This window comes from Paenibacillus methanolicus (genome assembly GCF_008124765.1).
Lineage (GTDB): Bacteria > Bacillota > Bacilli > Paenibacillales > Paenibacillaceae > Paenibacillus_Z > Paenibacillus_Z methanolicus.
Genome location: NZ_VNHS01000006.1, coordinates 457,336 through 481,643 on the forward strand (window position 1 = coordinate 457,336; position 24,308 = coordinate 481,643).

The 24,308-nt window shown below is 54.5% G+C and carries 21 protein-coding genes, 1 tRNA gene and 1 pseudogene; 3 read left to right on the plus strand and 20 right to left on the minus strand.

What is annotated here, in order from left to right:
• Window positions 1-106: 106 nt before the first annotated feature.
• The 11 genes from BCM02_RS18200 to BCM02_RS18250 all read right to left on the minus strand — a co-directional run bounded on the left by BCM02_RS18200 (window position 107) and on the right by BCM02_RS18250 (window position 8,951).
• Complete coding sequence (locus tag BCM02_RS18200; protein WP_148930529.1) at window positions 107-1,810, minus strand: amylo-alpha-1,6-glucosidase; 1,704 nt, start codon at window positions 1,808-1,810, stop codon at window positions 107-109.
• Window positions 1,811-2,032: 222 nt separating this feature from the next.
• Window positions 2,033-3,031 (minus strand): linear amide C-N hydrolase, encoded by a 999-nt coding sequence (locus BCM02_RS18205; protein ID WP_148930530.1) that lies wholly within the window; start codon window positions 3,029-3,031, stop codon window positions 2,033-2,035.
• A gap of 199 nt (window positions 3,032-3,230) precedes the next feature.
• Entirely contained in the window at window positions 3,231-3,812 is a 582-nt protein-coding gene (locus BCM02_RS18210; RefSeq protein WP_148930531.1) for a TetR/AcrR family transcriptional regulator, read from the minus strand.
• A gap of 72 nt (window positions 3,813-3,884) precedes the next feature.
• On the minus strand, window positions 3,885-4,313 hold the full coding sequence (locus BCM02_RS18215; protein ID WP_148930532.1) for a VOC family protein: 429 nt from the start codon (window positions 4,311-4,313) through the stop codon (window positions 3,885-3,887).
• A 168-nt stretch (window positions 4,314-4,481) separates the two neighbouring features.
• Complete coding sequence (locus BCM02_RS18220) at window positions 4,482-5,249, minus strand: ABC transporter permease (RefSeq protein ID WP_148930533.1); 768 nt, start codon at window positions 5,247-5,249, stop codon at window positions 4,482-4,484.
• Window positions 5,250-6,008, minus strand: coding sequence for an ABC transporter ATP-binding protein (locus BCM02_RS18225; RefSeq protein ID WP_148930534.1), 759 nt, complete (start codon window positions 6,006-6,008; stop codon window positions 5,250-5,252).
• A gap of 38 nt (window positions 6,009-6,046) precedes the next feature.
• Window positions 6,047-6,370 (minus strand): DUF1048 domain-containing protein, encoded by a 324-nt coding sequence (locus tag BCM02_RS18230; RefSeq protein ID WP_148930535.1) that lies wholly within the window; start codon window positions 6,368-6,370, stop codon window positions 6,047-6,049.
• A 12-nt stretch (window positions 6,371-6,382) separates the two neighbouring features.
• Window positions 6,383-6,733: a DUF1048 domain-containing protein gene (locus tag BCM02_RS18235; RefSeq protein WP_148930536.1), complete on the minus strand. Its 351-nt coding sequence runs from the start codon at window positions 6,731-6,733 to the stop codon at window positions 6,383-6,385.
• Window positions 6,730-7,056: a PadR family transcriptional regulator gene (locus BCM02_RS18240; protein WP_222871017.1), complete on the minus strand. Its 327-nt coding sequence runs from the start codon at window positions 7,054-7,056 to the stop codon at window positions 6,730-6,732. Before BCM02_RS18240 ends, BCM02_RS18235 begins: the two co-directional genes overlap by 4 nt.
• Window positions 7,057-7,330: 274 nt before the next feature.
• Complete coding sequence (locus BCM02_RS18245; RefSeq protein WP_342791317.1) at window positions 7,331-7,633, minus strand: winged helix-turn-helix domain-containing protein; 303 nt, start codon at window positions 7,631-7,633, stop codon at window positions 7,331-7,333.
• A 475-nt stretch (window positions 7,634-8,108) separates the two neighbouring features.
• Window positions 8,109-8,951: an AraC family transcriptional regulator gene (locus tag BCM02_RS18250; RefSeq protein ID WP_148930537.1), complete on the minus strand. Its 843-nt coding sequence runs from the start codon at window positions 8,949-8,951 to the stop codon at window positions 8,109-8,111.
• A 438-nt stretch (window positions 8,952-9,389) separates the two neighbouring features.
• On the opposite strand from BCM02_RS18250, the pseudogene BCM02_RS18255 reads away from it, so the two are divergent.
• Window positions 9,390-10,609: pseudogene (locus BCM02_RS18255) on the plus strand (IS110 family RNA-guided transposase).
• Between the two features lie 794 nt (window positions 10,610-11,403).
• Here BCM02_RS18255 and BCM02_RS18260 read toward each other — a convergent pair.
• Window positions 11,404-11,479: transfer RNA gene (locus tag BCM02_RS18260), tRNA-Ala, on the minus strand.
• 49 nt (window positions 11,480-11,528) lie between these two features.
• Window positions 11,529-12,008 carry a transcriptional regulator NrdR gene (gene nrdR / locus BCM02_RS18265; protein WP_148930538.1) on the minus strand — a complete coding sequence of 160 codons (480 nt, stop codon included), beginning with the start codon at window positions 12,006-12,008 and terminating at the stop codon, window positions 11,529-11,531.
• A gap of 161 nt (window positions 12,009-12,169) precedes the next feature.
• Here nrdR and BCM02_RS18270 point away from each other — a divergent pair, with 161 nt between their 5' ends.
• On the plus strand, window positions 12,170-12,388 hold the full coding sequence (locus tag BCM02_RS18270) for an alpha/beta-type small acid-soluble spore protein (RefSeq protein ID WP_148930539.1): 219 nt from the start codon (window positions 12,170-12,172) through the stop codon (window positions 12,386-12,388).
• A gap of 91 nt (window positions 12,389-12,479) precedes the next feature.
• Here BCM02_RS18270 and BCM02_RS18275 read toward each other — a convergent pair whose 3' ends face one another.
• The 5 genes from BCM02_RS18275 to polA all read right to left on the minus strand — a co-directional run bounded on the left by BCM02_RS18275 (window position 12,480) and on the right by polA (window position 18,259).
• On the minus strand, window positions 12,480-13,058 hold the full coding sequence (locus BCM02_RS18275; RefSeq protein WP_148930540.1) for a lytic transglycosylase domain-containing protein: 579 nt from the start codon (window positions 13,056-13,058) through the stop codon (window positions 12,480-12,482).
• Window positions 13,055-13,651, minus strand: coding sequence for a dephospho-CoA kinase (gene coaE / locus BCM02_RS18280; protein WP_148930541.1), 597 nt, complete (start codon window positions 13,649-13,651; stop codon window positions 13,055-13,057). Before coaE ends, BCM02_RS18275 begins: the two co-directional genes overlap by 4 nt.
• A 31-nt stretch (window positions 13,652-13,682) precedes the next feature.
• Window positions 13,683-14,402 (minus strand): MntP/YtaF family protein, encoded by a 720-nt coding sequence (locus BCM02_RS18285; RefSeq protein ID WP_187434283.1) that lies wholly within the window; start codon window positions 14,400-14,402, stop codon window positions 13,683-13,685.
• 114 nt (window positions 14,403-14,516) lie between these two features.
• Complete coding sequence (gene mutM / locus BCM02_RS18290; protein WP_148930543.1) at window positions 14,517-15,371, minus strand: DNA-formamidopyrimidine glycosylase; 855 nt, start codon at window positions 15,369-15,371, stop codon at window positions 14,517-14,519.
• A gap of 227 nt (window positions 15,372-15,598) precedes the next feature.
• Window positions 15,599-18,259 carry a DNA polymerase I gene (polA, locus tag BCM02_RS18295; RefSeq protein WP_148930544.1) on the minus strand — a complete coding sequence of 887 codons (2,661 nt, stop codon included), beginning with the start codon at window positions 18,257-18,259 and terminating at the stop codon, window positions 15,599-15,601.
• 212 nt (window positions 18,260-18,471) lie between these two features.
• Between polA and BCM02_RS18300 the strand changes: the two genes are divergently transcribed.
• Entirely contained in the window at window positions 18,472-20,529 is a 2,058-nt protein-coding gene (locus tag BCM02_RS18300; protein WP_187434284.1) for a YheC/YheD family protein, read from the plus strand.
• A gap of 97 nt (window positions 20,530-20,626) precedes the next feature.
• Here the strand turns inward: BCM02_RS18300 and BCM02_RS18305 are convergent, their stop codons facing one another.
• Both BCM02_RS18305 and BCM02_RS18310 read right to left on the minus strand, forming a co-directional pair.
• Window positions 20,627-23,152, minus strand: a complete 2,526-nt coding sequence (locus BCM02_RS18305; protein ID WP_148930546.1) for an S-layer homology domain-containing protein — start codon at window positions 23,150-23,152, stop codon at window positions 20,627-20,629.
• 3 nt (window positions 23,153-23,155) lie between these two features.
• Window positions 23,156-24,214, minus strand: a complete 1,059-nt coding sequence (locus BCM02_RS18310) for a YheC/YheD family protein (RefSeq protein ID WP_148930547.1) — start codon at window positions 24,212-24,214, stop codon at window positions 23,156-23,158.
• Window positions 24,215-24,308 lie beyond the last annotated feature (94 nt).

Here is a 24,308-nt window from a genome sequence, read left to right on the forward strand (position 1 = left end):
TGCCGCTTCGGACGAACAATATCGCCTCTGTCACGGGCCGATCTCCTAAACGTCAAAAGCACTTCCTCTCCGCCGGTTGAAAGCGTCGTGGAAGTGCGTCCGTCCATTAAGTTGCATACTCGTGCCCTAAAATAAGGAACACGCTCGACGTCCAAGTGAAGGCGCGATCCCGCAGCCCCTGCCCGGTAACCGCATCGAAATTCTCGGCCATCCCGCTCCGGTCCAGCATGGCGCAGAACCGGCGAGAGACCTCCTCCGCCAGCTCGCGATCTCCCGCCGCGGCAGCTCCTTCAACGAGGATCATGGTCGAAGGCGCCCAGATCGGTCCCCGCCAATAGCCATCCGAATGGTAGAACGGACTGCTCAGACTCTCCGTCGCCCAGCCGTTAGCCGTCAAGAACCGATTCTCGTCCCTTAGCCCTTGCAGCAGCGCGGCGCGGATAGGCTTAGGCAGACGTTGGCCCAATATAATCGGGACGAACAAGAGCAAGCTGTCGCCTTCGGAGACCTCGTGCGAACCGGATCGGCAGGCGATGAATCGGCCATTCTGCCAGAAATGACTAATCATCTTCTCCAGTGTGTCCTCGGCAAGGTGACGCCATTCGAGAGCTTCATCCCGCAGTCCAAGGCGGCCCGCGATCTCGGCCAACACCTCGGCTTGAATGATGAGAAAGGCCGCCAGATCCGGGCTCTCGACCGGGATGCCGTTGTTGAACGCCGTGCTGTTATCCCACCCGGAGTCGTTGCCGTGATTATACTGCGGGATGCCGTCTCCGTCGGAATCGCGATAGCGGAACCACCACATGGTCCATTTAGACAGCGGCTCATACACTTCGATCAGCTGCGCCAATTGGATAAAGTCCGTTCGCGCCATCATCCACGCCAGCGTCCATCCGTGGATCGGCGGTTTGTTGCAATTCCACAGCTCGTATTTATCGTTGACGAAATCCGGGATGAGCCCGCTCTCATCCTGCCGGTCGAAGAAAATCATGAACTGATCCCAGGCCAGCTTCGGATCGTGGCGAACGAGCGCCATCGCATTGAAGCAATGATCCCAGCTCCAAATATTCGTCATCCAGTTCTTCGACATATACATGGCCGGACGCGTGAGACACCCCTCGGCCGGAACGAGACACGACCACGTAATGTAGGCCGCAAGCTCCCGGCTATCCTCACATTGCCGTGGCAAGGTTAAGCTGCGATTCAGCCACTGGCTGAATTCGTCCCGCGCTTGCTTCACGATATCGTCGAACGGCTCCCACTCCGTCCGCTGTACCCATACGGTCCGGAATTCCTCCACCGCGAATTCGGCTTGGCCGGATTCGCTGTCAGGCAAGAAATCCGCGATGACGTACGAGCTTTTGATTTTGTCCCATGGCACTTCCATCCGCAGCTCGCCGACAAGCGCCGTCAGCATGAATCTGCATTCATGGGTGAAGCTGTTCACTTCCCAGCTTCGCGGCGCGGCTTGGAAGGCGTAGTCATACGCAGCCGTGCGGAAGGTCAAGCGAATGCCGCAGCCCTTCGTCCGCACGCGGAACGTCCGGCTGTCGGAGATGCAGATCTCGGCCGCTTGGCCGTTGGCCGCTTCCAGTCGGATCTGTTCAGGAGTAGCGATCGACTGGAACGGTACAGATTGGCCGTTATTATCTAGCATCTCGACGCGGAACGCCTCGCCGAATTTATCGTCGCCGCCGCGAACGGTGCGCATATAGAGGCCTTGTCGTCTATCCGGCGCTTCTGGCAGAATGGAGACCGCCAGGAACGATTCTCTTCGGCTGAAAGGTACGATCGTTAAATCAAAGTTCATCGCTAGATTCTCCCCTTGAACGAGTATGCGCTTTCAGTGTAACGAAAAGAGCAGTCGGGAGGAACGGACGGTTGTTTTTGAAGGGGAGGGGGATTGTTTCACGCGCGAGATTGGTTGAGGCGGAGGTGGAGTTTTGTTCGGGGAAAGGAGGGATTTTGTTTGATTAGGGAGGCGGGATATCTGAGGGGAGATCCAGACAGCCCACCGTCGCTTTTTCCAATTCTAGAGATCGACGTGCCAATTCGGCTGGTCGACCGGGGTGCGTTTCGGGCTAATGGCGCTTAAGTCCAGGGAAGCGAGCGAGATTTTGAACAGCGTAGGATTGAAAGCGGACCAGAAATAATAGTCGCGTCTCCGATGATCCCGAATAACGGCCCACTGCGTATGATCGCCGTCGCCTCCCGGCGCGGCGGGCAGTATCGTCCCGTACGGCACGGCTAAGCTGCGGATCAATTGATTGGCCAGGCCGACGCCATGCTGCTCGTTGGAAGGTCCGTACCCGCTCTGCTGCAAAGCAGTGGCCCGAACGAAGCGCGAAGGCGGAGTCGGATCGCCCGGAAGGCCAAGCTGGCCGCTTCCGTTCAGCTCCTGCCCCCACCAGATGCGCGGACTGTTCACGAGCGAGATATTCTCGTAGTTGCTCAAATTAATCAACTGCCAATCATACGAGGGCGCGTTCGTCAGCACGCCGTTGCCGCACGTATAAAGCTGCATCGATTGCCCCATGAATTCGACGATGAGCGAACGGCCGGCCGCGTCGCTGACGATGTAATGCAGCGGCGGCTTGCTGTAGCCCGGAGCCACTCTGCGGATGTCGAGCACCGTCACCTGCGCCAGCGCCTCCTTGACTTCGTCCACGGTCCCGAAACAGCCGAGTATCCATTCGACTAGCTCGATCGAGTAAATCGTCGGGCGGCCGCCGGCCTGGTCCGGCGTCGGATACGACGATCCGGGCAGCCATAACGCCGCAGCTGATAAGCCCGCTTCGTTGAGGCCGTCGATATAGGAGGCGGCGGGCAGTCCCGCGATCTCCAGCGCCATGCCGGCATACCCATACGTGCTGCGCCAACTCAAGGCGCCGGGGGCGGCGATCCGAGGGAAAGACTGCCCCCGCGGCATGATCGTCGCATAGGTCGGGATCTTCTGTCCGAAATCGAGCGTGCGCGCGGATATGACCGGATGTCCGGGCGTATCGGTGCGCAGCATAAGATTCGTGCACATAGGCAAGCCCCTTTCTTGTCATCATCAACCTAGGCGGTGCGGCAACATTCCAGGCAAAATCAATTCATTATATGGATTAGAAGACGTGTTATGTATGGCCGTCAGCACGCCGATGGGCATTTCTTCGTCCTATGACTAAAAAACGCAACCGTTGTTCCGGTTGCGTAGGATCGTTGTTTTTTGGAGAAGGTAAATGGCATTATTTAACCCCTTCTAGGAAGGACCCAACAACGCTCATAATCTCTTCTAACGTATAGGCATTCGAGGATTCATTGGCCAGCCAAAGGGCCGTTTCGTTGAGACCGCCCGAAACAAAATGGGTCAAAGGATCAAGAGGCGCCATCCGGAAGTACCCCTGGCTTTGCATCATTGCAAGCTGTTCCCTCAATAATCGCATCGAATGGTTTTTGTCCATTTCTCTCCAAACATCCCAGCCTAGAATCGCCGGCCCATCAATCAGCAGTATCCGTCTGTTTCGCTCTTCGACGGCAGCCATAATAAATGCGCGGCAACCGAAGTAAAGCTGCTGCCACAAGTCATTCGTAGTCGCTGCCTCTTGTTCAACCTTCAAGGCTACGTCTCGCTGAACTTCTTCCAGTACGATTCGAAACAGTTCTTTCTTGTTGCGGAAATGGTGATACACCGCTCCCCGCGTCAGCTCCGCTTCTTGAACAATCTTTTCCAATGCCGTATTCGCGTAGCCATGATCGGTAAAATGCGTTCTGGCAATTTCGATCAACTTTTGAATCGTTTCTGCCGTTTCGGCCTTGCTTTTCCTCATGATCAACCCATTCTCCGTTCGTAACACGATGTTCGGGCCGTACTTCCGACTCCTATCGGGATCGTCGGTTCCTTATTTCCAAATCTCATTGATATATTGACGATCGTATTCGCTTGTCGGCGGTATGACGGTTATGACATCGATCAAGACCCCGTTGGGGTCGGAAGTCATAAAATGCCGCTGCCCAAAATCCTCGGTCCGGATTTCGAGTTCGAGGGGAAGGTCGGCGTCCCGAATAAGACGGTCATATTCCGCGTCCACGTCGTCTACTTCAAAGTTAAGGATTAACCCTTTTGTTTGCGTCCTATACGCTTGGGGGACGGTCGGATGAGAAGCGTCGAGTATAGCCAACTCGAACGGAATGTCATTGCCGGATATTTTCAAGCTCACATACCAGTCTGCCTCGAAAACCTTCTCAAATCCGAAGCGCTCGATATAAAATCCAGCTGTAGCCATGACTTGATCCGTTAATACGACGGGATAAAAACTGGATACTTTCAACTAAATAACCACCTCTCGGTTATGATACATCTAAATTAACATACATACAGTGTGTATGTAAATAACGAGTTGTTTTCGGTTTCCGGACGGCATCCATGGTTTGAGGCCTACTTACTAATAAAAAGAACAGACCGCCCGTCGGCAGCCTGCTCCCTGATCTTACAACTATTAAGTTGCATTCCGTTTGTATGCACGCACCGCAAATAGATAGGCGACAATCATGATCCCTAAGCACCACGCTAAAGCCACCCAGATATCATGGCCTACCGGTTGATTTGACAATAGTGCTCGGATGGTCTCTACGATAGACGTCACGGGCTGGTTTTCGGCAAAGGCGCGTACGACTGACGGCATCGTGTCGGTCGGTACAAAGGCAGAACTGATGAATGGCAGGAAGATTAACGGATAAGAAAAGGCGCTAGCTCCTTCCATCGTTTTTCCGGTTAGTCCGGCAATGGCCGCGATCCAAGTCAAAGCCAGCGTAAACAGCACGAGAATGCCTGCGACGGCAAGCCAAGACAGTACCCCCGCCGACGAGCGAAAGCCCATCAGGAGCGCTACGAGAATGATGACGACAACAGAAATGACGTTGGATACCACCGAGGTCAGCACATGCCCCCACAACACGGAGGAACGCGCAATCGGCATGGTATGGAACCGTTCAATGATGCCCCGCTGCTTATCCATAAACAGGCGGTAAGCCACGTAGGCAACTCCACTCGCAATCGCCATAAGCAATATGCCGGGCAATAGATAGTTCACATAGTTACCCGTACCGATTTCGATTGCGCCGCCAAACACATAGACAAATAACAGCATCATTGCAATGGGGGTGATACAGACCGTGAAGATGGTGTCCATGCTGCGGAAAATATGGCGCATGGAACGTCCAAGCATGACGCTCATGTCACTGAAAAAATGGTTTTTCGCCTCCATTTACATGGCCTCCTTTTTACCGATGATGGCGAGGAATATTTCCTCCAATGTCGGCTGTTTTTCAACATACTCCACCTTTGTCTTCGGGAACAGCTTTTTCAGTTCGGCGAGCGTGCCGCTGGCGATAATTTTGCCCTCATGAAGAATGGATATTCGGTCGGCAAGCTGTTCAGCTTCCTCTAAATACTGCGTGGTCAGGAATACCGTCGTGCCGCCATCGGCAAGCTCCTTTACAATCTTCCACACCTCGATACGTGCCTCGGGGTCAAGCCCAGTGGTTGGTTCGTCGAGGAAAATGATCTGCGGTTTTCCCACCAAGCTCAGCGCGATGTCGAGCCTGCGGCGCATACCACCCGAATAAGTAGATGCTTTTCGGTCCGCGGCATCTGTCAAACCGAAGCGTTTCAGCATATCGTCCGCAACCTGCCTCGGATTTTTAAGGTGCCGCAGCTTGGCGATTAAAATCAGATTCTCCCGCCCGGTCAAAATCTCGTCAACCGCGGCAAATTGTCCGGTCAGACTGATGGACTGCCTAACCTGGTCTGGCTTTGACGTAATATCGAATCCATTAACAGTGACGGTTCCGCTGTCCGATTGGAGCAGTGTACTGAGAATTTTGACAACCGTTGTCTTACCGGCCCCGTTGGAGCCAAGCAGGGCAAAAATGCTGCCCTTTTCCACCTCGAGATCGACGCCCTTTAGAACATGAAGTTTCTTGTAGGACTTTTGCAGACCTTTTACTTCAATCGCTTTTCCCATCCCATATCCCCTCCATTATTTTATATCCGCGGCCTATTTCATTTCTTGTTACTTTTGTGATCAATAGATTGTTGATAAATGTCAGCATAAGTTTTTGAATCTTGGATTAGCTCATCGCAGAAAGCCGCTACGTCTCTGCCCGTCACTTCGAGCACGCCTTTCCCCATGGCCGCACCCTCTTCAAAAAGATCGACAATCCCCGAGAGCAACCCCGTCCCCTCGGTCAGCTCCACAGGGCCAACCTTAAAGAAATATTTTTGCATCTCTTTATAAACGATCTGATAATCTTGCGGGAGCGCTTTGACACGCGCCACGTGTACTCGCCACTCTTTTTTGCCTTCGATGATATCTCGTATTTTCATCTAACTACCCTCCTATTTTTTACCTAATTTTTTGGCGATATTATGGTTAAGTTGCTCTCGCCACTTATCTCGAAAAGACTTTGCCCCTTCTTCGCCGGCCAGCGCGGAACAGAAGCCTTTGAGATCGTCACCCAAAACCTCACGGACACGCTGACCATCCGCCGCCGTTTCTTCGAGCAGGCCAAGCACGCCGTCAAGGATGGGCATGAGGTTGCGACCGGTGAAATCGGAGTGTATCCAAAGATTGGCATTAATCTCTTTCCATGCCGCTTGATAATCAGCCGGCAGCTTTTGGGCTCGCGATTCAAAAGCTTTCATTTCCTTCGTCATGTCGTTGCCGGTAATTTTATCCCAAAAATTCATGATTTGATCTCCTTTAACTCGTTCATTTTGGATGATACGAACTCCCATTTTTCCCAGAATCTCTTCAGCTCCTCACGCCCCGCGTTGTTGAGCGCGAAAAACTTTCGCGGCGGCCCCATGTCCGAGGGCTTTTTCGTTACTTCCACCAACTTGCTTTTTTCAAGACGAATCAGGATGGTGTAGACCGTTCCCTCCACAACATCAGTGAAGCCGAGAGCATTCAGCCGCCGCGTAATTTCGTAGCCGTAGGTTTCGTTGCGGCTAATAATCTCAAGGACGCAGCCCTCAAGCACGCCTTTGAGCATTTCCGTTAAATTTTCCAACACAATCACCTTCGCTATTCTGTAGGACTGGTATGCAGTGTTACTTACTACAGCTATAAAGTAACACGTAGTAGTTGCATTGTCAATAACGTTTGCTCTGACACGGATTGTACAATTTCAACTATCCTGTCCATAAGTTAAGAAAACGGCAGCCGCTCGGCTGCCGTAGCGGGTTATTTAGTTGAACGAGGTGAGAGCGGTTTCACTTGTTTTCTTCTATTAACAGATTATTCGGCTAATAAAGACATGGTTGAGTCCGATGACATGCCTTGCGTTATTCCGGTGTTACGAAACGATAACCAATCCCAGATTCCGTCACAATCAACTTCGGACGAGTCGGGTCCTCCTCAAGTTTCTTCCTTAAATGACTATTATACACCCTTAGATAATGACTTTCGGATTCGCTGTGGTGTCCGCCCCAGACCTGCTGAAGCAGTTGCCGCTGCGTGATGACCTTGTCCGCATTCGTCGCTAATATCTTGAGCAGGTCGTATTCCGTAGGCGTCAACTTGACCCGCTCGCCTCCAAGTATAACGCTCCTTTGCGATAAGTCGATGACAAGATCGTTAAACTTCAAGATAGGCTCGTGAACCGTATTAGCTGCAGTGGACCTGGTCCTGGACACAGCACCAGTCAGAGGCGTACTACCCGATCTTATCCGGATCACCGATGGTGATCCCCGCCGTGTCCTAACCATCAGCGACTTCGCCGCAGCCGCCAAACTCGGCGTCCGCACCAGCTCCGGGGAAGGCCAGACCATACACTATAACGTCTCGGCGAGTTCGCCCAGTACGTCGCAGATGGCAAGTTCACCATCACAGTCGCCCAGACCTTCGCCCTCGAGGACTGACGTAGAGCACTCGACCTAGCACTTTATTTTTTGCCGTCATTTATGATACGGTTCACCGTAACAGGGCAAATGGCGAATAAGGCACTCGCGTCCGAGTTCCTTAATTCGCTGTCTCTATTTTGTTAACGCATAACTTCAACTACGAATCCCCCAGGTACTTTTACTTAGAACGTATCTCCAGTACACTTTTCTTTATAGCCATTCATCGCTTTTTCACAGGAACCCAGATTTCATAGGCGGAGAGATCCGTTGGATCATTCAAATCACGGACAAATTCGATCGACTCAGCAAGTTCATAACCAGACGAAGGCAGCCATTCCGCATATATCCGCTCCCATGTCTTCAGCATCGTATCGGGCTGTGGGCCCGAAGTTTTGAAAACACTCCATGTCGCTGCCGGAATCTCAAACGTCGTAAACTCTTGTGAATCATCCTTCGTTGTTGCGACCGAAATATAATAATCTCGGCTGTTCGCAGTAATATTCGCATTTACATGCAGAATCCCTTGGAAATCCGTATTTGAGAACTGCTCCAACTTCTTAAGAAGGTCATCATTCTCAAGCTCGTTCCAGATTTCCGGGTGAAAATTGCCGCCCGTTGTGTCCACTGTCTCCTTAATCCCAACAATGTTGAATGCTTCTTTTTCCACGAAGTAAAAATTCATCTCTGCACCGCCTTTGATTGTTAGTTGGAAGGTCATTGGCGGATACGCTTTTAACAGACTGCCGTTTTCCTTGACCAACGATGGCGCAACTCCGTGCATATGTTGAAAAGCTCTCGAAAAAGAATCCGGCGAGTTATAGCCGTATTTCAAGGCTACATCAATTACTTTGGCCGTACCGGACTGCAGTTCCATCGCCGCCAAAGTTAGACGCCTGTTCCGAATATACTCCGATAGACCAACTCCAGATAAGAATGAAAACATTCGATTGAATTGATGTTCAGAACAACTTGCAATTCTGGCCACTTGCCCAAAGTCGATTTCATCGTCGAGATTGGCCTCAATATAGGCTAATGCCCTGTTCATGTTCTGAATCGAATCCACTTCAATGACCTCCCTTCTATCTCATTTTAGCAAGCAGAGAATTTAAAAAACCGACAATCTCTGAACTGATATTGCGGGGGAGATTTCGCAGTTACTTATGTTACGTTTCACCGGAATTAATGACGAACGGCCGCCGATCTGTGGCCGGCTGCCGCTGTTGATTGTTGCGCCAACGTTTTCCGGTAGCCATCCATGCCCCTCTCGGGGCACCACAGAGTAATGAAAATTTTGATGCGGCGCTTTAGCTTTATACTATTCTTACGGCTGGTGAGGAAGGTCGTTAAGCTATGGTGTTGCGAACCCATCCGTTAGTCTGACTACGACGATCACGGTGCACCACGGTATGTCGCTCCTTTTTGGAAGCACGCGGGGTAGAGTAATCCTTTTCTGGTTGTTGCACCAGTCCTCAATTTCAATTGCCGTAGGAAGGTGGATGTTATGGATGTCCTGATCGAGCGCGCTTGCGGTTTGGATGTTCACAAGAAGTCCATCACGGCTTGCGTCATAACTTCTGAAGGAAAGGAAATTAAAACGTTTCGTACGCACACGGTTTTTCTGCTCGGCTTGATCGACTGGATCAAGCAGCATCGCTGTACGCATGTGGCTATGGAGAGTACCGGTGTGTACTGGAAACCAATCGTCAACCTGCTTGAAGCTGAGGAGATTCAGTTCTCGTCGTCAACGCATAGCACATTAAAGCCGTTCCCGGCAGAAAAACGAATGTGAAAGATGCCGAGTGGATCTGTAATCTTCTGCGTCACGGATTGCTCAAGCCCAGCTATATTCCGGACTGTAACCAACGCGAACTTCGCGAATTAGTTCGTTACCGTCGAAGCTTGATTCAAGAGCGGTCTCGTGAACACAACCGAGTGCAAAAGGTCTTGGAAGGCGCTAACATTAAGCTCGCTGCTGTTGTCTCCGACATTATGGGCGTAAGCAGCCGCGATATGATGAGTGCCATGATAGAGGGGGAAGAAGATCCCGAAAAGCTGGCTGCCTTCGCACGGCGAACACTCAAGAAAAAGAAAGAAGAGCTGGAATTGGCCTTGCGTGGTAACATGAGCCCCCACCAACGGATTATGTTGAAAACCATGCTTACACACGTCGATTTTCTGAATGAACAAATTCTCGAATTGGATACGGAGGTCCAAACGGCTCGCCCCTTTTCAGGAAGACATTGAGCGGTTAGATACCATTCCGGGAATTGGTCGGCGTACTGCGGAACAAATCTTAGCCGAGGTTGGAACCGACGTCGGTTCAGGATTCCCTGCTGCCGCTCATCTCTGTTCATGGGCAGGACTAGTGCCCGGGCAGAATGAAAATGCCGAAAAACGAAAGTCCTCGAAAACTCGCAAAGGCAACAAATATCTCCGAGCGGCACTGATTGAAGTTGCCTACTCCGTATGCAGATCCGACAACTACCTGGGGGCCCAGTACCGACGCATTGCCTCCCGAAAAGGCCGACACCGAGCAGCCGTAGCGGTCGCCCATTCCATCATGATCATTGCTTACCACCTTCTCACACGCAAAGAGGACTACAAGGACTTAGGCAGCCATTACTTGAGCAGCGACAGCAGGACGCGATCGTGAGACAAGCCGTACGAAGGCTGGAGAATCTTGGATTTCAGGTTGCGATTTCTACCTCGGAGGCCTCTTAACTTTCTAAACTCTCATAGATCATAAGAAGCACAGTTTTTTTAAAGCCATTAAAGCTGGGCTTAGTTTCGTGCTGCCATTTTCGGGTGTGTGCTAAGAGTAATTTTCGGGGTAGCTTAATCCAACCCTTCAAGATCCTTTTTCGAAAAGACTCTATAGCCCTCTGTAAGGCTCATAAATATATAAATGATGAATTCCTTACAAACATCCTCCTTCGCTGAGAAACACCTCAGAAAGGCTTACAGACAGTACGTAAAATCGTCAAAAAGAAAAAGGTTGCTCTGCTTTGAGCAACCTTAGTTTAGTTACATATTCTATTTTGCAGTTACAAACTTCTTTTATCAGTTACATTCTTTATTTTTCAGTTACAAACAATATTTAACGCATTCACCTATCCCTTCGATACGAACGTATGATCTTATTATATAGCGAATGTACGTTCGCTATGCAAGAGGAATATTCGACTGCATGTCTTTTCTCATTTTCGGATCTAATGTAGCATTAAGGTTAGGGAACAAACTCCAAGTGAGGACGGCAAGGGAGCACATACCGAGTTTTGACATAGTCGAGGGAATTTTTACGTGGAGCAATAGCCGAGCTGTAATGTTTCTAAGTTAAAAAATTGAAGGGCACCGCAGGAGTCCACTACTCAAAAAGATGCCCTAAAAAGGATCATGTTTTTCTTCGTCCCCAATCCGTCCCCAATTGCCTAAATTCACGTTTTTCCGCTTATGAAGTTGATGAAGAGAAAAATAAAAAAACCCTTGATTATCAAGGGTTTGCGGGTTCTAAGTTATGGTGGAGCCTAGGGGGATCGAACCCCTGACCTCATCGCTGCCAGCGATGCGCTCTCCCAGCTGAGCTAAGGCCCCGTGTATGTCTTACAGACAAGTAAGATCATACCACGTGAGCTCAGCGGTGTCAATCTTTTTTGCCGCCGCTGAGCGGGTGGTTCGATAATAAATTGTTGAGCTCTTTCATGAACATGTCGATGTCTTTGAATTGGCGGTACACGGAGGCGAAGCGAACGTAGGCCACTTCATCGACCGGATATAACTCGCCCATCACGATCTCGCCGATCCGCTGACTGTCGACTTCGGTGGAGGCGGTATTGCGCAACTCTTTCTCGACTTGGGATACAATAACTTCGAGTCGTTCGACCGAGACCGGCCGCTTCTCGCATGCCCGAATGAGACCGCGCAGCACTTTGTCGCGCGAGAACTCCTCGCGACTGCCATCTTTCTTAATGACGATCAGCGGCGTTTCTTCCACCATCTCGAAGGTGGTGAATCGGCGGCTGCACTTCTCGCATTCCCTTCTGCGGCGAATCGATTTATTCTCGTTCGCGGGCCGGGAATCCAGTACTTTGGTGCCTGCGTAATCGCAATACGGACATTTCATCTCGCCCTTACCTCCAGTTATGTAAGCCGCTTCAGCCGGCGCGATCGCCCACCCGAACTTGCGTGAAACGCTTACGGAAACATTTGCTAATCAATTCGTTGTAATGAAAACCGTCAAGACGAAACATAATACTGTTACCAACCGCAAGGAGGTGAACGACAATGAGCCAAAATCGCAGCAGCAATCAACTGGTTGTACCACAAGCGAATGCAGCCCTCGACCAAATGAAATACGAGGTTGCTCAAGAGCTGGGTATCTCCATCCCACAAGACGGTTACTACGGTAACATGGCTACGCGTGACGCAGGTTCCCTTGGGGGCTACATCACTCGTAAGCTGGTCCAAATCGCTGAGCAGTCCCTTGCCGGTCAATACAAATAATTACTAAGATGGTTGAAGCTTCGGACAAGCCGCCCTCCACAGGCGGCTTGCACCCGGAGCTTCTTTATCGTTAACCCGTTGCCGCGCTCGGCTAAAGATCCGGGTACAGCTTCCTGTACTTATTATAATAATAAATGACCCGTTGTACATAGTGCCTGGTCTCCCCGTAGGGGATGTTGTCGAGCGTCTCTTCCCGCCCATCCCACGTGCCTTCCGACAGCCACCGCTTCACCGTTCCGGGTCCTGCGTTGTAGGCGGCAATGGCGGCATAACGGTTGTCGTCGAATTGCTTGTGCAGGGATTGCAAATACCAGGAGCCGATCTCGATGCCGATATCGGCGCGGGCCGACAGGTTGTCCAGCGTGACGCCGTTAAAACCACCGCGCTCGACGATCCACTTCGCCGTGTCCGGCATGATTTGCATAATGCCGACCGCGCCTTTCCTCGACACTTTGCCCGGACTGTAATTCGTCTCCACGCGCGCGATCGCGGCGATTAACTGCGGTTCGAGGCCGTAGTTCTTCGCGCTGACGCGGATGTCCGCTTCGTATGCGATCGGATACATCCAGCGTCCGATCCAATCGGAATTGAGAAATAAGAGTCCAACCAGCGCCACGACGAGCAGCGCCAGCATTCTTCGGCGAAACCGATGTTTATTCACGATCTTCATGCCAATCCCGCTTCATGCCAATACTCGTCAATCTGCCGTTCCGTGGCCGCCAGGTCCCCGCTATTGTCGATGACGTAGTCGGCCAGTTTCCGCTTCTCTTCGATATCCAGCTGCAGGTCGACGCGGCGAACCGCTTCTTCCATCGGCAGCGAATTGCGGGCCATCAACCGCTCGATCTGCAGCGTTCTCGGTATGTATACCACCATGATGCGCGGATAGCTATCCGCTTGTCCCGTCTCGTACAGCAGCGGAATATCCGCGACGACAAGCCCTTTGGGATCAGCCGCTTCGGAAGCCTCCACCTGCTGGCGCATGCGAGCCCGAATTGCGGGATGAAGAATGCGTTCGAGCTGCTTCAGCTTGTCCGCGTCCGCGAACACGATGCTGCCCAGCTCGCGCCGGTCCAGCGATCCGTCCTCCGCGATGACGCGGCGACCGAATAACGAAATTATGTCGTTCAACGCCGGTTCGCCGGGAAGAACCACTTCCCGGGCGACCTTGTCGGCGTCGACGAGATGGGCTCCCCGGCGGACGAGCATGGCCGAGACCGTGCTTTTGCCGCAGGCGATACCGCCCGTTAACCCGAGTATCATGCTTTCACCTCATTAATACCTCTTTACCCATTCAGAGCAATTTCATAATTCCCATCGCGATCAGCATCAATCCCGGCAATACCGACAGCGCCTGCATGCCCCGCATACCCGCGAAGCGGAAGCCAAGTTGCATGCCTCCGAGCAGAAACAATCCGCTGGACGTGCAGATGATCAGCGCGGTCAGCACCGGCGGAAAGCCGACCATCGCCGCTCCCAAACCGGCGCCGAAGCTGTCCAGCGACAGCGCGAACCCGAGCAGCACCGCCTCGGAAGCGGAGATGATGCCCGAACGGTCCACGTCCGCGATTTGCGGCTTGCGCAAAATTTGGATGACCAGCCCCAACCGCTTCAGCTCCAGGATGACGATCGTTTTGGTCGTCTGCCAGTCGCTGGCGGGCGGCGCGCCGCCTTGCCCCGATTCGGGAGCCGTAACGGTGCTGAAGTCCGCTTCGGCTTCCGGCCCTTCTTCTACCCCTTTGCCTCTGCGAAAATGCTGTATTAATGCCCACGCGCCGATTATGACGAGCAACGCGGCGCCAACCCAGCTGGCGAAATTGGGGGATAGATACCCGGCCAGCACGGTACCGATCTGCATCGATAACCACACGACAAATCCGGAACAAAGCGAAATGATGACGACCGAGAAGACCGGTATGCGGATTCGGCGCAATCCGTAAGTAACGCCAACGCCCAATCCGTCCAGACTGACGGCAAACGCGAGCAGCAGCAAAGATGCAACATGTGCGAGCAACCGATGTCCCTCCCATGATGGCCAATCGTGCCCTCTCTTTGCGAAAGAACACGTATATTCGCCCATGAATGGTACATCATATGCGAAACACCCGCCCGCAGGTGCATCGCGCCGCTATTCTCGCGCGGCCGCCTTCGGCTTCGGCGGCTTCTGGCAGGACGGACACGTATGCGTGCCGCGTCCGCCGACGACCGACTTCTCGATGGCGCGCCCGCAGCGGCTGCACGGTTCGTTCTTCCGCCCGTAGATCAATAGCTGATGCTGGAACATCCCCATCTCGCCCTGTCCGTTCACGTACGACTTGATCGATGAGCCGCCCGCGTCCACCGCGCGTTCGAGCGTCGAGCGCACCGCCACGTGCAGCTTCTGCCACTCCGATGGCTTCAGCGTATCGCCCGTGCGTTCGGGATGGATGCCCGCCGTAAACAGCGCTTCGTCCACGTAAATATTGCCGAGTCCGACCACGTATTCTTGGTTGAGCAGCAGCGGCTTGATTTTCGTCGTGCGGCCTGCAAGCGCCTGCTTGAACGCCTCCAGCGTGAACGACTCGTCCAGCGGTTCGATGCCCAGCTTCAAGAGCGGCTTCTGCCGAAGTTCCTCGCCCGGCGCGAACAGATGCATCGTGCCGAACTGGCGAACGTCTTTGTAGCGCAGCTCCGTGCCGTCATCGAAATGAAAAATCACGTGCGTATGCAGCTCGACCGGCTCGTCCTGTCCGTAGACGCCATAGCGTCCTTCCATCCGAAGATGGGACACCAGCACGAGATCGTCAAGCATAATCCTCAGAAACTTCCCTCTTCGTTCCACCGTTCGAATCGTCTGTCCGACCAGCGCCGCCGCGAAAGCTTCCGGCTCCTGCGGACGCTGAATGATGCGCGGCAGCGACACGGTCACCCGCTCGATCCGCTTGCCTGCGACCAGCTGGATCAGCGTTCTTCGCACGGTTTCAACCTCCGGCAATTCCGGCATTCGTCTCCCCTCCCTGATGCAACGGCCGATTGCGGCTCGCGCCGCAACACCGAAGCAGGCCAAGGCAAGCCGCTTCGTCCGAAACGCCTGTCTTAGCCCGCTGTAATCCTATGAACGTCTAGCTCAAGCGGCGACCCATCCGGAACGCAACGCTAAACGATACGCGAAAAATGTCATTACCGCATGACCATTATAACTTAAATCGAACGCGAATGCTTCCCGATCATTTACTTGGCCTCGTACCAATTTACGCCGAAATTGACGTCGGCTTTCAACGGCACGTCCAACTGGATCGCGCTCTCCATCACTTCCGGCACGAGCGTCTTCATCGTCTCCAGCTCGTCCTCCGGCACCTCGAATACCAATTCGTCATGCACCTGGAGCAGCATCCGGCTGCGCAGCCCGCGCTCTTCGAGCACTTTGTCCATCTTCACCATCGCCAGCTTGATAATATCGGCCGCGGTGCCCTGGATCGGCGTGTTCATCGCCGTGCGTTCCGCGAAGGAGCGCAGATTGAAGTTGGAGGCTTTGATCTCCGGCAGATAGCGGCGGCGTTCGAGCAGCGTCGTGACGTATCCGTCGCGGCGCGCCTGCATGACGATATTATCCATATACGCGCGTACGCCTTGGAACGCCTCGAAATACTGCTCGATGAAGCGGCCCGCGTCCTTGCGCGTAATCCCCAGATTGTTCGACAGGCCGAAATCGCTGATCCCGTATACGATGCCGAAGTTAACCGCCTTCGCCTGACGGCGCATGTTCGCGTCGACCGCCTCCTGCGATACGCCGAACACGTCCATCGCCGTCTTCGTATGAATGTCGATGTCGTTCAAGAAGGCTTCCTTCATCTTCTCGTCGCCCGAGATATGCGCGAGCACCCGGAGCTCGATCTGCGAATAATCGGCCGCCAGCATGTACCAGCCCGGCTCGGACGGAACGAACGCTTTGCGGATGCGGCGTCCTTCCTCCAGCCGGATCGGAATGTTCTGCAAGTTCGGGAATTGGCTCGACAAGCGTCCCGTCGCCGCGATCGTCTGCCGGTAGTAGGTATGGACTTTGCCCGTATCCTGCCGGATCTCCTTCAACAAGCCTTCCACGTAAGTAGATTGCAGCTTGGACAGTTGGCGGAAATGCAGGATGAGCCGGACGATCTCGTGATAAGGCTCCAACTTCTCGAGCACTTCGGCATCGGTGGAATAGCCCGTCTTCGTCTTCTTAATGACCGGCAGCTGCAGTTTCTCGAACAGCACTTCGCCGAGTTGCTTCGGCGAATTAATATTGAACTCCATCCCGGCATGCGTATAAATATCGCTCATATATTGCGCGATATTGCGCTCCAGTTCGCGGCCCAGCTCCTGCAGAACCTCCGGATTCACCTTGATGCCCTTCTTCTCCATGGAAGCGAGGACGACGGACAACGGCTGCTCCAGATCGAAATACAGGTTGCTCATGCCGTTCTTCTCCAGCTCCTCGTACTGGAGCGGGATGAGCCGTTTCACGCATGCGGCCTTCTGCGCGAGATGGCGCGCGAGCACGTCCGCCTCCGGCACCTTGAACTTGGCGCCTTTGCCGTACACCGCCTCGTCCGAAGCGATGGACGGGATACCGTACTTGCCGGCCAGGAACGAGAGCGTCTGGTCGGATTCGGTCGGGTCTAGCAGGTAGGCGGCCAGCATGACGTCGAAGGAAGTGCCGCGCAGCTCGATGCCGTGCCATGACAGCGCAAGTTCCGCCTTATGCAGGTCGTAGCCCTGCTTCGGCGCCTCCGGATCGGCGAGCCAGCTTCGCACCGGCTCTCCCACAGGTCCCATCAGCGTATCATGCGACAGGACGAGAACGCGTTCGCCCGCGCTCAGGGCCAAGCCGAGCAGCGGCGCTTGATGCGCATTCTCGCCGACGGCTTCGATATATACGCATTCGGTGCCGGCCAGCGCCTCGTTCAACGTCTCCATCGTGGTCGATTCGTCCACGACGATGAGCTCGTAGCTTTCGTCGGCCGGGACCGCTTCCGCGCCGGAAGCGTCCGAGGCGTTCAGATCGAGGCGTTCGATCAGCGATTTGAACTCCAGCTTGCGGAACGATTCGGCCAGCGTCGCCTTGTCGTAGCCGGCGTATGCGATCTCGTCGGCTTTGTTCTCGATCGGCACTTCGCGGTAGATCGTCGCGAGCTTCTTGCTCATGATCGCGTCTTCCTTGTGCGTCTCGACCTTCTCTTTCATCTTGCCCTTCAGGCTGTCCGTGTTGGCTAGCACGTTCTCGACCGACCCGAACTCGTGCAGCATCTTCAGCGCCGTCTTCTCGCCGACCCCGGGAATGCCCGGAATATTATCGGACGTATCGCCCATGAGACCTTTCAAATCGATGATCTGCAGCGGGGTCAAGCCGTATTTCTCCTGAATCGCGCCAGGATTATAATGTTCAATCTCGGTGACGCCCTTGCGGGTGATCGCGATCGTCACGTGATCGGAAGCCAGCTGCAGCATATCTTTGTCGCCCGATACGACGACGGCCTGCACGCCGCGCTCGTCCGCGATGCGCGTCAGCGTCCCGATAATATCGTCCGCTTCGTAGCCTGAGAGCTCGAATTGCGCGATGCCGAACGCCTTCAGCGTCTCCTTCAGAATCGGGAATTGCTCCGACAACTCCGGCGGCGTCTTCTGGCGCCCGCCCTTATATTCCTCGTAACCTTCATGGCGGAACGTCACTTTCCCGGCGTCGAACGCGACGAGCATATGCGTCGGCTTCTCTTCCTCCAGCAGCTTCAGCAGCATCTGCGTAAAACCGAATACCGCGTTTGTGTGCATGCCGGCCGAATTCGTCAAAGGCGGCATTGCAAAGAAAGCCCGGTAAGCGATGCTGTTACCGTCGATCAAGACCCATTTTTCCATGTCAGGCACCTCGCGCACTTATTTACTACCCGTTATCATAGCATAAAGCAGACAAGCTTTCCCACTTTGGGCCGCCGACGCGGGCTGAATTAATGAAGATAGAGTTGCCGAGGCACATGAGCTGTTCAGTCGCGAGTCGACGAGGTATGATTCCGGTCCGTCGCGCAAAAAATATGTACCATTCGAGGCTGCGAGAAGGAGTCCTGATTCTTATGCTGATCGGCGTTTTTCACCCTCGCGACCCGTTCGCGGTCATGCCGGAGGGTAGGGTCCGCGCCTTGGTCGCGGAAGCGGCTCGTCAGAAGGTGCAATTGATCTTCTTTCAAGAAGACGGCATCGATTTAGACACTCGGACGATTCGCGGACTCGTATACGGAGAGTCGCAATGGGTCGAAACGACGACGCCTTTCCCGGCGTCCGTCATGAACGTGCGGCCATGGGGACCGCGAAAACGTTCGCCGAAGGAGTTGATTTTCCGCCGGCTCGTGCCGTTCACCGCCTTCCTCATCGGCGACAAATGGGAAATGACCGAAAAACTTGCGCAGAACGATCAGTTAGCGCCGTATATCGTGCCCACCGTGCTTCTGGAACAGATTGAAACCGCGGAGGAGCTGCTGCGAACCTATGACAAAGCGGTATTGAAACCCGCCAGCGGAAGCCGGGGCGCAGGCATTATGGCGCTAAGCCGCGACGGTTCGGATTTCCTGCTACAGAAAGGGGCCGACGTCCAGCGGCTGACACGGAATGAGTTCGCGCAGTTCATAACGGGACTACGCAAAAATTATTTGATTCAGCCGTATATTCGGGCGTTGACCCCGGATGGCGAGCCGTTTGATTTTCGGGTGCTGGTCCAACGAGACGCGCAAGGCCGGTGGGCGATTCCCGTCATTTACCCTAGGATCGGCACCAAAGGAACGATTACAAGCAATGTGAGCGTAGGCGGACAGACCGAACTGTTGGAGCATTTTCTGGCGCGCGTCATGCCGCGGGGGCGCTACACGATTCCGGGTCGCTTGCGCGAGCTGGGCTTGCTCATTGCCCGAACGGTGAACGACCTCTATGATTTCCCCATTAACGAGCTAGGGATCGATATCGCGATCGACGATAGGGACCGCGTCTGGTTCTACGAAGCGAACACTTGTCCCGGAACGCTCAATCACGAAGTGGAACGCGCGCCGCTCGCGATCGCATACGCGTGCCGGGTCGGCGCGGACAGCTTCAATTTGAAACAACCCATCTCAAGGCCAAGGTCGGGAAATCAGGTTATCGGCTTGCTGTTCGGCAGTCTTCCCTCGGATGCGGAGCTTGCGCCCTTCGAGCTGATAGCCAAGTCCTATGGGGTCACGCTCGCCGTCATGCTCGCCTTGGATGTCAAAGCGGATCTCCATTCGGGCGAGGAAGGCATATCGGCTTATATCCGGGAGGAAGGAGCCTGGGTGAAACGCGCGATCGAACCGCCGGATACGACCTATTGCCTCCTCCACCGCGAAGATGCCGCCGAGACCGCCTTTCTGTTCAACGAGCGTCATAGGCTGCCGCTGACGTCGAGCGCCCCTCCGGGTCAGGTGCCGGCGTCCGTGTTTCTCGCGCTTATCGCGCGGTCACCTCGGTTGTTGAGCCATTTTCCCGAGCACCTCATTCCGACGACGTCTCACGATGCGAAGGGCTTCATCGATGCCCACGAACGAGTGGTCATGAAAGCGGGCAATGAATCGGAGGAAGAGGAAGCTTTGTTGGTTCACCGTCTGCAGAGTAGCTACGAGGTTATCGAATCCCGGTTCGTCCATCGGTTCAACGCGAGCGAAATGCGCGCCTTCCTAGCGTTGTTCGACAAAACGAGCTACATGCTAATCAAGCAAACGGATAGTCAGATTACCGGCTCGTATCCGCTGCATCTTCGCGTGCATTTGACCAAATCCGCCGAAGGCTGGCACGTCCTGCATATCGCGCCGTTCGTCGCCCTCAAGCCGCTCGAACTGCCGACCAACGCGCCCGCCGAGGTGGATTGGGACTGGCTGCTGTACCGAGAATTCGGCGAGAACGGCGATGCCATGGACGAACTCGTCCGAAAGCTCTCTGGCGAGACGGCCGCCTTATTGGAAACGTTCGATTATCGTACGATTCATGAAGTTATCGTGGATTTCGGCTTGGATGCAGACCGCCGGCTCTGGCTCCTGGGCGCCGAATATGGCGGTCCTTATGGACAGGTGCATACGTTCGACATCGCGAGTCATGTCCTGCCTTACGTCTTATCCCGACAAGGTAATTGATAAACGTGAAACTTATCATGCTTGTATTCAAATAAAAGAAGCGTCCCGATGCCGTTAATGACGGCGGGACGCTTCGCTTTTCTTTACATGAGGTTAGTTAATTCGTCAAGTTGGTGTGCTGCAGGAAGCGGCGAATAATGGCTGCGGCTTCATCGCGCGTCAGCTCGCGGGAAGCGCCAAGGGAGTCGTTCTCGAAGCCCTTGATGACGCCGCCTTTGTTCGCGCTCTCCAGATAAGCTTTCGACCAGTCGGCCCCTTTGGAAGCATCCTTGAAGCTTGCGTCGAGCGATTCGGAGCGAACTTGCGGCAGCTCCAGCTCGAAGTTGGCGCGGAAGCGCATCAGCACCGCGACAAGCTGTTCGCGCGTCGTCAGCGCTTCGGGCGCGAACGTTCCGTCCGGATAGCCCTTGAACAGTCCCGCGCCGATCGCGAGCTGGATCGCTTCGGAAGCTGCCGCATCCTCGGGAAGATCGCTAAATCCGGCATCGCCTGACAAGCCTTTCGTCCGATGTCCGAGACCAAGCGATTGAACGAGCATCGTCGCCAAATCTCCGCGGGTGACATTGCCGTGCGCATTGAACTTGCCGTCGGCCTCGCCGGCAATATTGTCTTTATTCGCCATGAAGAGCAAGTCTTGTGCGCCCCAATGCCCGCTCAAATCGTCAAACTGCCGTTCGCGCTGAACGAGCGTGACCGTAGCGTTCGTCGGCGTCTCGACGACGGCGTGTTCCTGATCGACAATGCGAACCGGCACCGGAACGTATTGTCCGTCTACCAGCATAACGGCCGCAAGCGTAGTCGGGTCCGTAACGCCTTCCGGGAGCGGCAGCGTAAAATGCGCGTAGCGGTCGCCGTATTGGGCGATCGACGTCGTCTTGTCGCCATTTTGAACCTTCACGCTGAATTTGTACGACGTTCCGATCACCTTGGCGCCTTGACCGGCTGCCCATTCGGCGGCCGCCTCGCGAACCGCTTTCGGCTGTTTCTCGATCTTCAGCTCGATCTTCGTCTCCCTGGTCATGCCGTCCGCTCCGGCTTGCAGCTGCTCCGGAATGGAAACCGTCGGGAAGTCGATCGCGACATCCCCGGTAATCATCGCGAGGCGTTGCGTCTTATCCGCCATCGCCTGAACGAGATCGCCGGTGATGTTCCCGTATACGTTCTCCGCGCCCTTCAACGAACGTACCCGTACGGCGATCGTCTCCTTGACTGATGCTTCCGTCAAGGCGCTCATGACGCCGTCGGCCTCAAAATTGAAATCCGCGCGTTCGATCACGTTGCCGTCTTTGACCAGGTTGAGTTTGGCTGCCTGGGACGTTTCCACGTTCTTCTTCACCGCGACGACTTCGATCAGCGATTCTTCTTCGCTAACTTGCGCGGAAAACGCCGAGTACGACACGGAAGCCGGTTCGGTGATCGCCGCAGCCACCGCTCCGACAGCTTCGCTCCCCCTTATGTCGCCGGTGTCCGCCAGAAGCGCCGCATTCTTCGGAATGACGGTAAAGGAGATATATTTGCCCAGATCCGCGGAGACCAGCACATAGCTCGCGCTTGTTGCGCCTAGGATCGGGTTTTTGTTCATGCCTTCCCCGTCATCGGCACGGTACCACTGATACAAGCTACCGCTCTCCGGGTCGTTATTCGCGTCCATATAGGCAAAGGAGGCGCTCAGCGTCTGACCGACTCTAGTCGTACCTACAACGGATGCCCCGCTTGCAACGGGCGCCGCAGCGACGGCTAACGTCGGACTGCTCGAGGTCGGCGTCCCCGTGCCTAGGAAGTTCGCGGCATTCTTCGGCGTGACTTCGAACGTGATGAATTTGCCGGCGTCCGCGAATGTCGGTACGTAAGATTGCGCCGTCGCGCCGATAATAGCCGATTTGTTCGTGCCGGCCCCATCGTCCGCGCGGTACCATTTGAACGTCGTGCCGCTCTGCGTATCCCCCGAGTTGGCGTCGGCATACGTGTAACTTCCGCTCAGCGTCTGACCGACGGCAGCGGTGCCGGAGATCGAGACCGGCGCCGCGGTCGGCGCTGCAGGGCTGGATACCATGCCGATGGTCGTATAATCGGCTTCCGTTCCTGTCGTCGGCGTATCATCCGCCACCGGCGTTACGCCAAAAACGATATACTTCCCAACATCGTCGCTCGTCAGCGTGTAGTTCGTTCCGGTAGCACCGGGGATTGTCGTCTTGATGCTGCCGTCATAACGATACCACTGCTTCACGCTCGCACCTTCGTTATCGTTATCGGCATCGTGGAAGGCATAGGTTGCCGTCAGCGTCTCGCCGACCTGCAGCACACCCGTAATTGATACACCCGTTGCCGTCGGCGCGCCGCCGCCTTCGCCAATGACGTTCAACAGCTTGCTGAAGCCGGGCTTGCGCAGAAATTCGTTCTTGAAATATTTCAGCGAGTCGCCGCGGTACAAACGGGAGGATGCCCCGCCGGCCGGAACATGCTGGAGTCGCAGTCCGATATGGGACGAGTGGATAGCCAACGACGACGCCTTCGGAGGAAGCGCTTCGCGAGCGGAGACCGGCACCGCCCCAAGACCCATCGATAGGGCAAGCATCGAATAAGCCACCTTCGTATATCTTCTCTTCTTCTCGTAGTTCGTCATCGATTAAAACGCTCCTTTAATTTGGCTGGCGGTGGCGGCGACATGAGCGGCGTAGGCTATCCCATGGCGAGCGGTTTCGAACTCATGCAGAATCATGCCGACATTGCCAATATTGGCTTCGAACGCGTAGAGCGTCCCGCTAGCATCAAGTCCAAGATCAAGTCCGATTTCGTGGAAACCGTCTCCCAGCTCCTCCTGCAAAGCTAGCGCGACCGCTTCGGCTTGGCGCCTCACCTCGGCATCGAGCTTCGCTCCTTCGATCGCGCCGAATTGCGCCGTCAAGAACAGCTGCCAATCGGCAAACCCGCGCATCGTATGGTCATGATTCGTGACGTTGACATGCGGCGTAAGGGAGAGCAGCGGCATAATCATGCCATGACACCATAATCCGGCGCCGTTTTTCATGAGATGGACGCGGATGCTATAGGTAAGTCCTTCTTTCGTCCGGCTCTCGATCGCTTTTTGCACCGTGAATCGCTCCATAGCGAACATGGCCGTTAACACGTCGAACTCTTGCGGATTCAATACGTGCACATGCGTCTGGTCGTCCACTTCGTACACCCATTCTTTCTTGGTGACGAATACGGTTCGCCGGCCCCTGGCCCGATGATCGGATTTGAAAATGACCCGTTCATGCCGGTCGATGAATGCCGGTATATCTCCCCTGCGTTTCCCGTTCATGTACGGCAGCAGCAGCGAACGAAGCTCGGCCCGTCTGGACAACAACGCATAGAAATCCAACTTGCCGAAGCTTTTCTCCGGAAGGGTATGGGTCATCGGAATGGTCGCCAATTTGGCATATGCGCCGAACTTGTCCTTGCCTTTGCGGCGGTATCGATCATAGATCACGTCCGGATACGGAAAGACGTCTTTAATCCAGCGGCCGTCGCGGAAAACAAAACCCGCAATCGTGCCCTGCCGCTCGTTCACCGACTTGGGATGAAAATAATAAAAGCCGAATCCCCGCTCCAACGCCATGCAGTGGCAGGCGAACAAGAAGTTCTCCGGCATCTTCCAGCCGAGCATCATTCCGATCCAATGCGCTTTCGGCCCATTATCCATAACCTCGTTCCTCCCCACGAAAAAGCATCTGGAGCCAACTTTTTTCTCTACTGCATTTATCGTCGGATTAGCGGTCGCGATGTAGAAGAGCGCC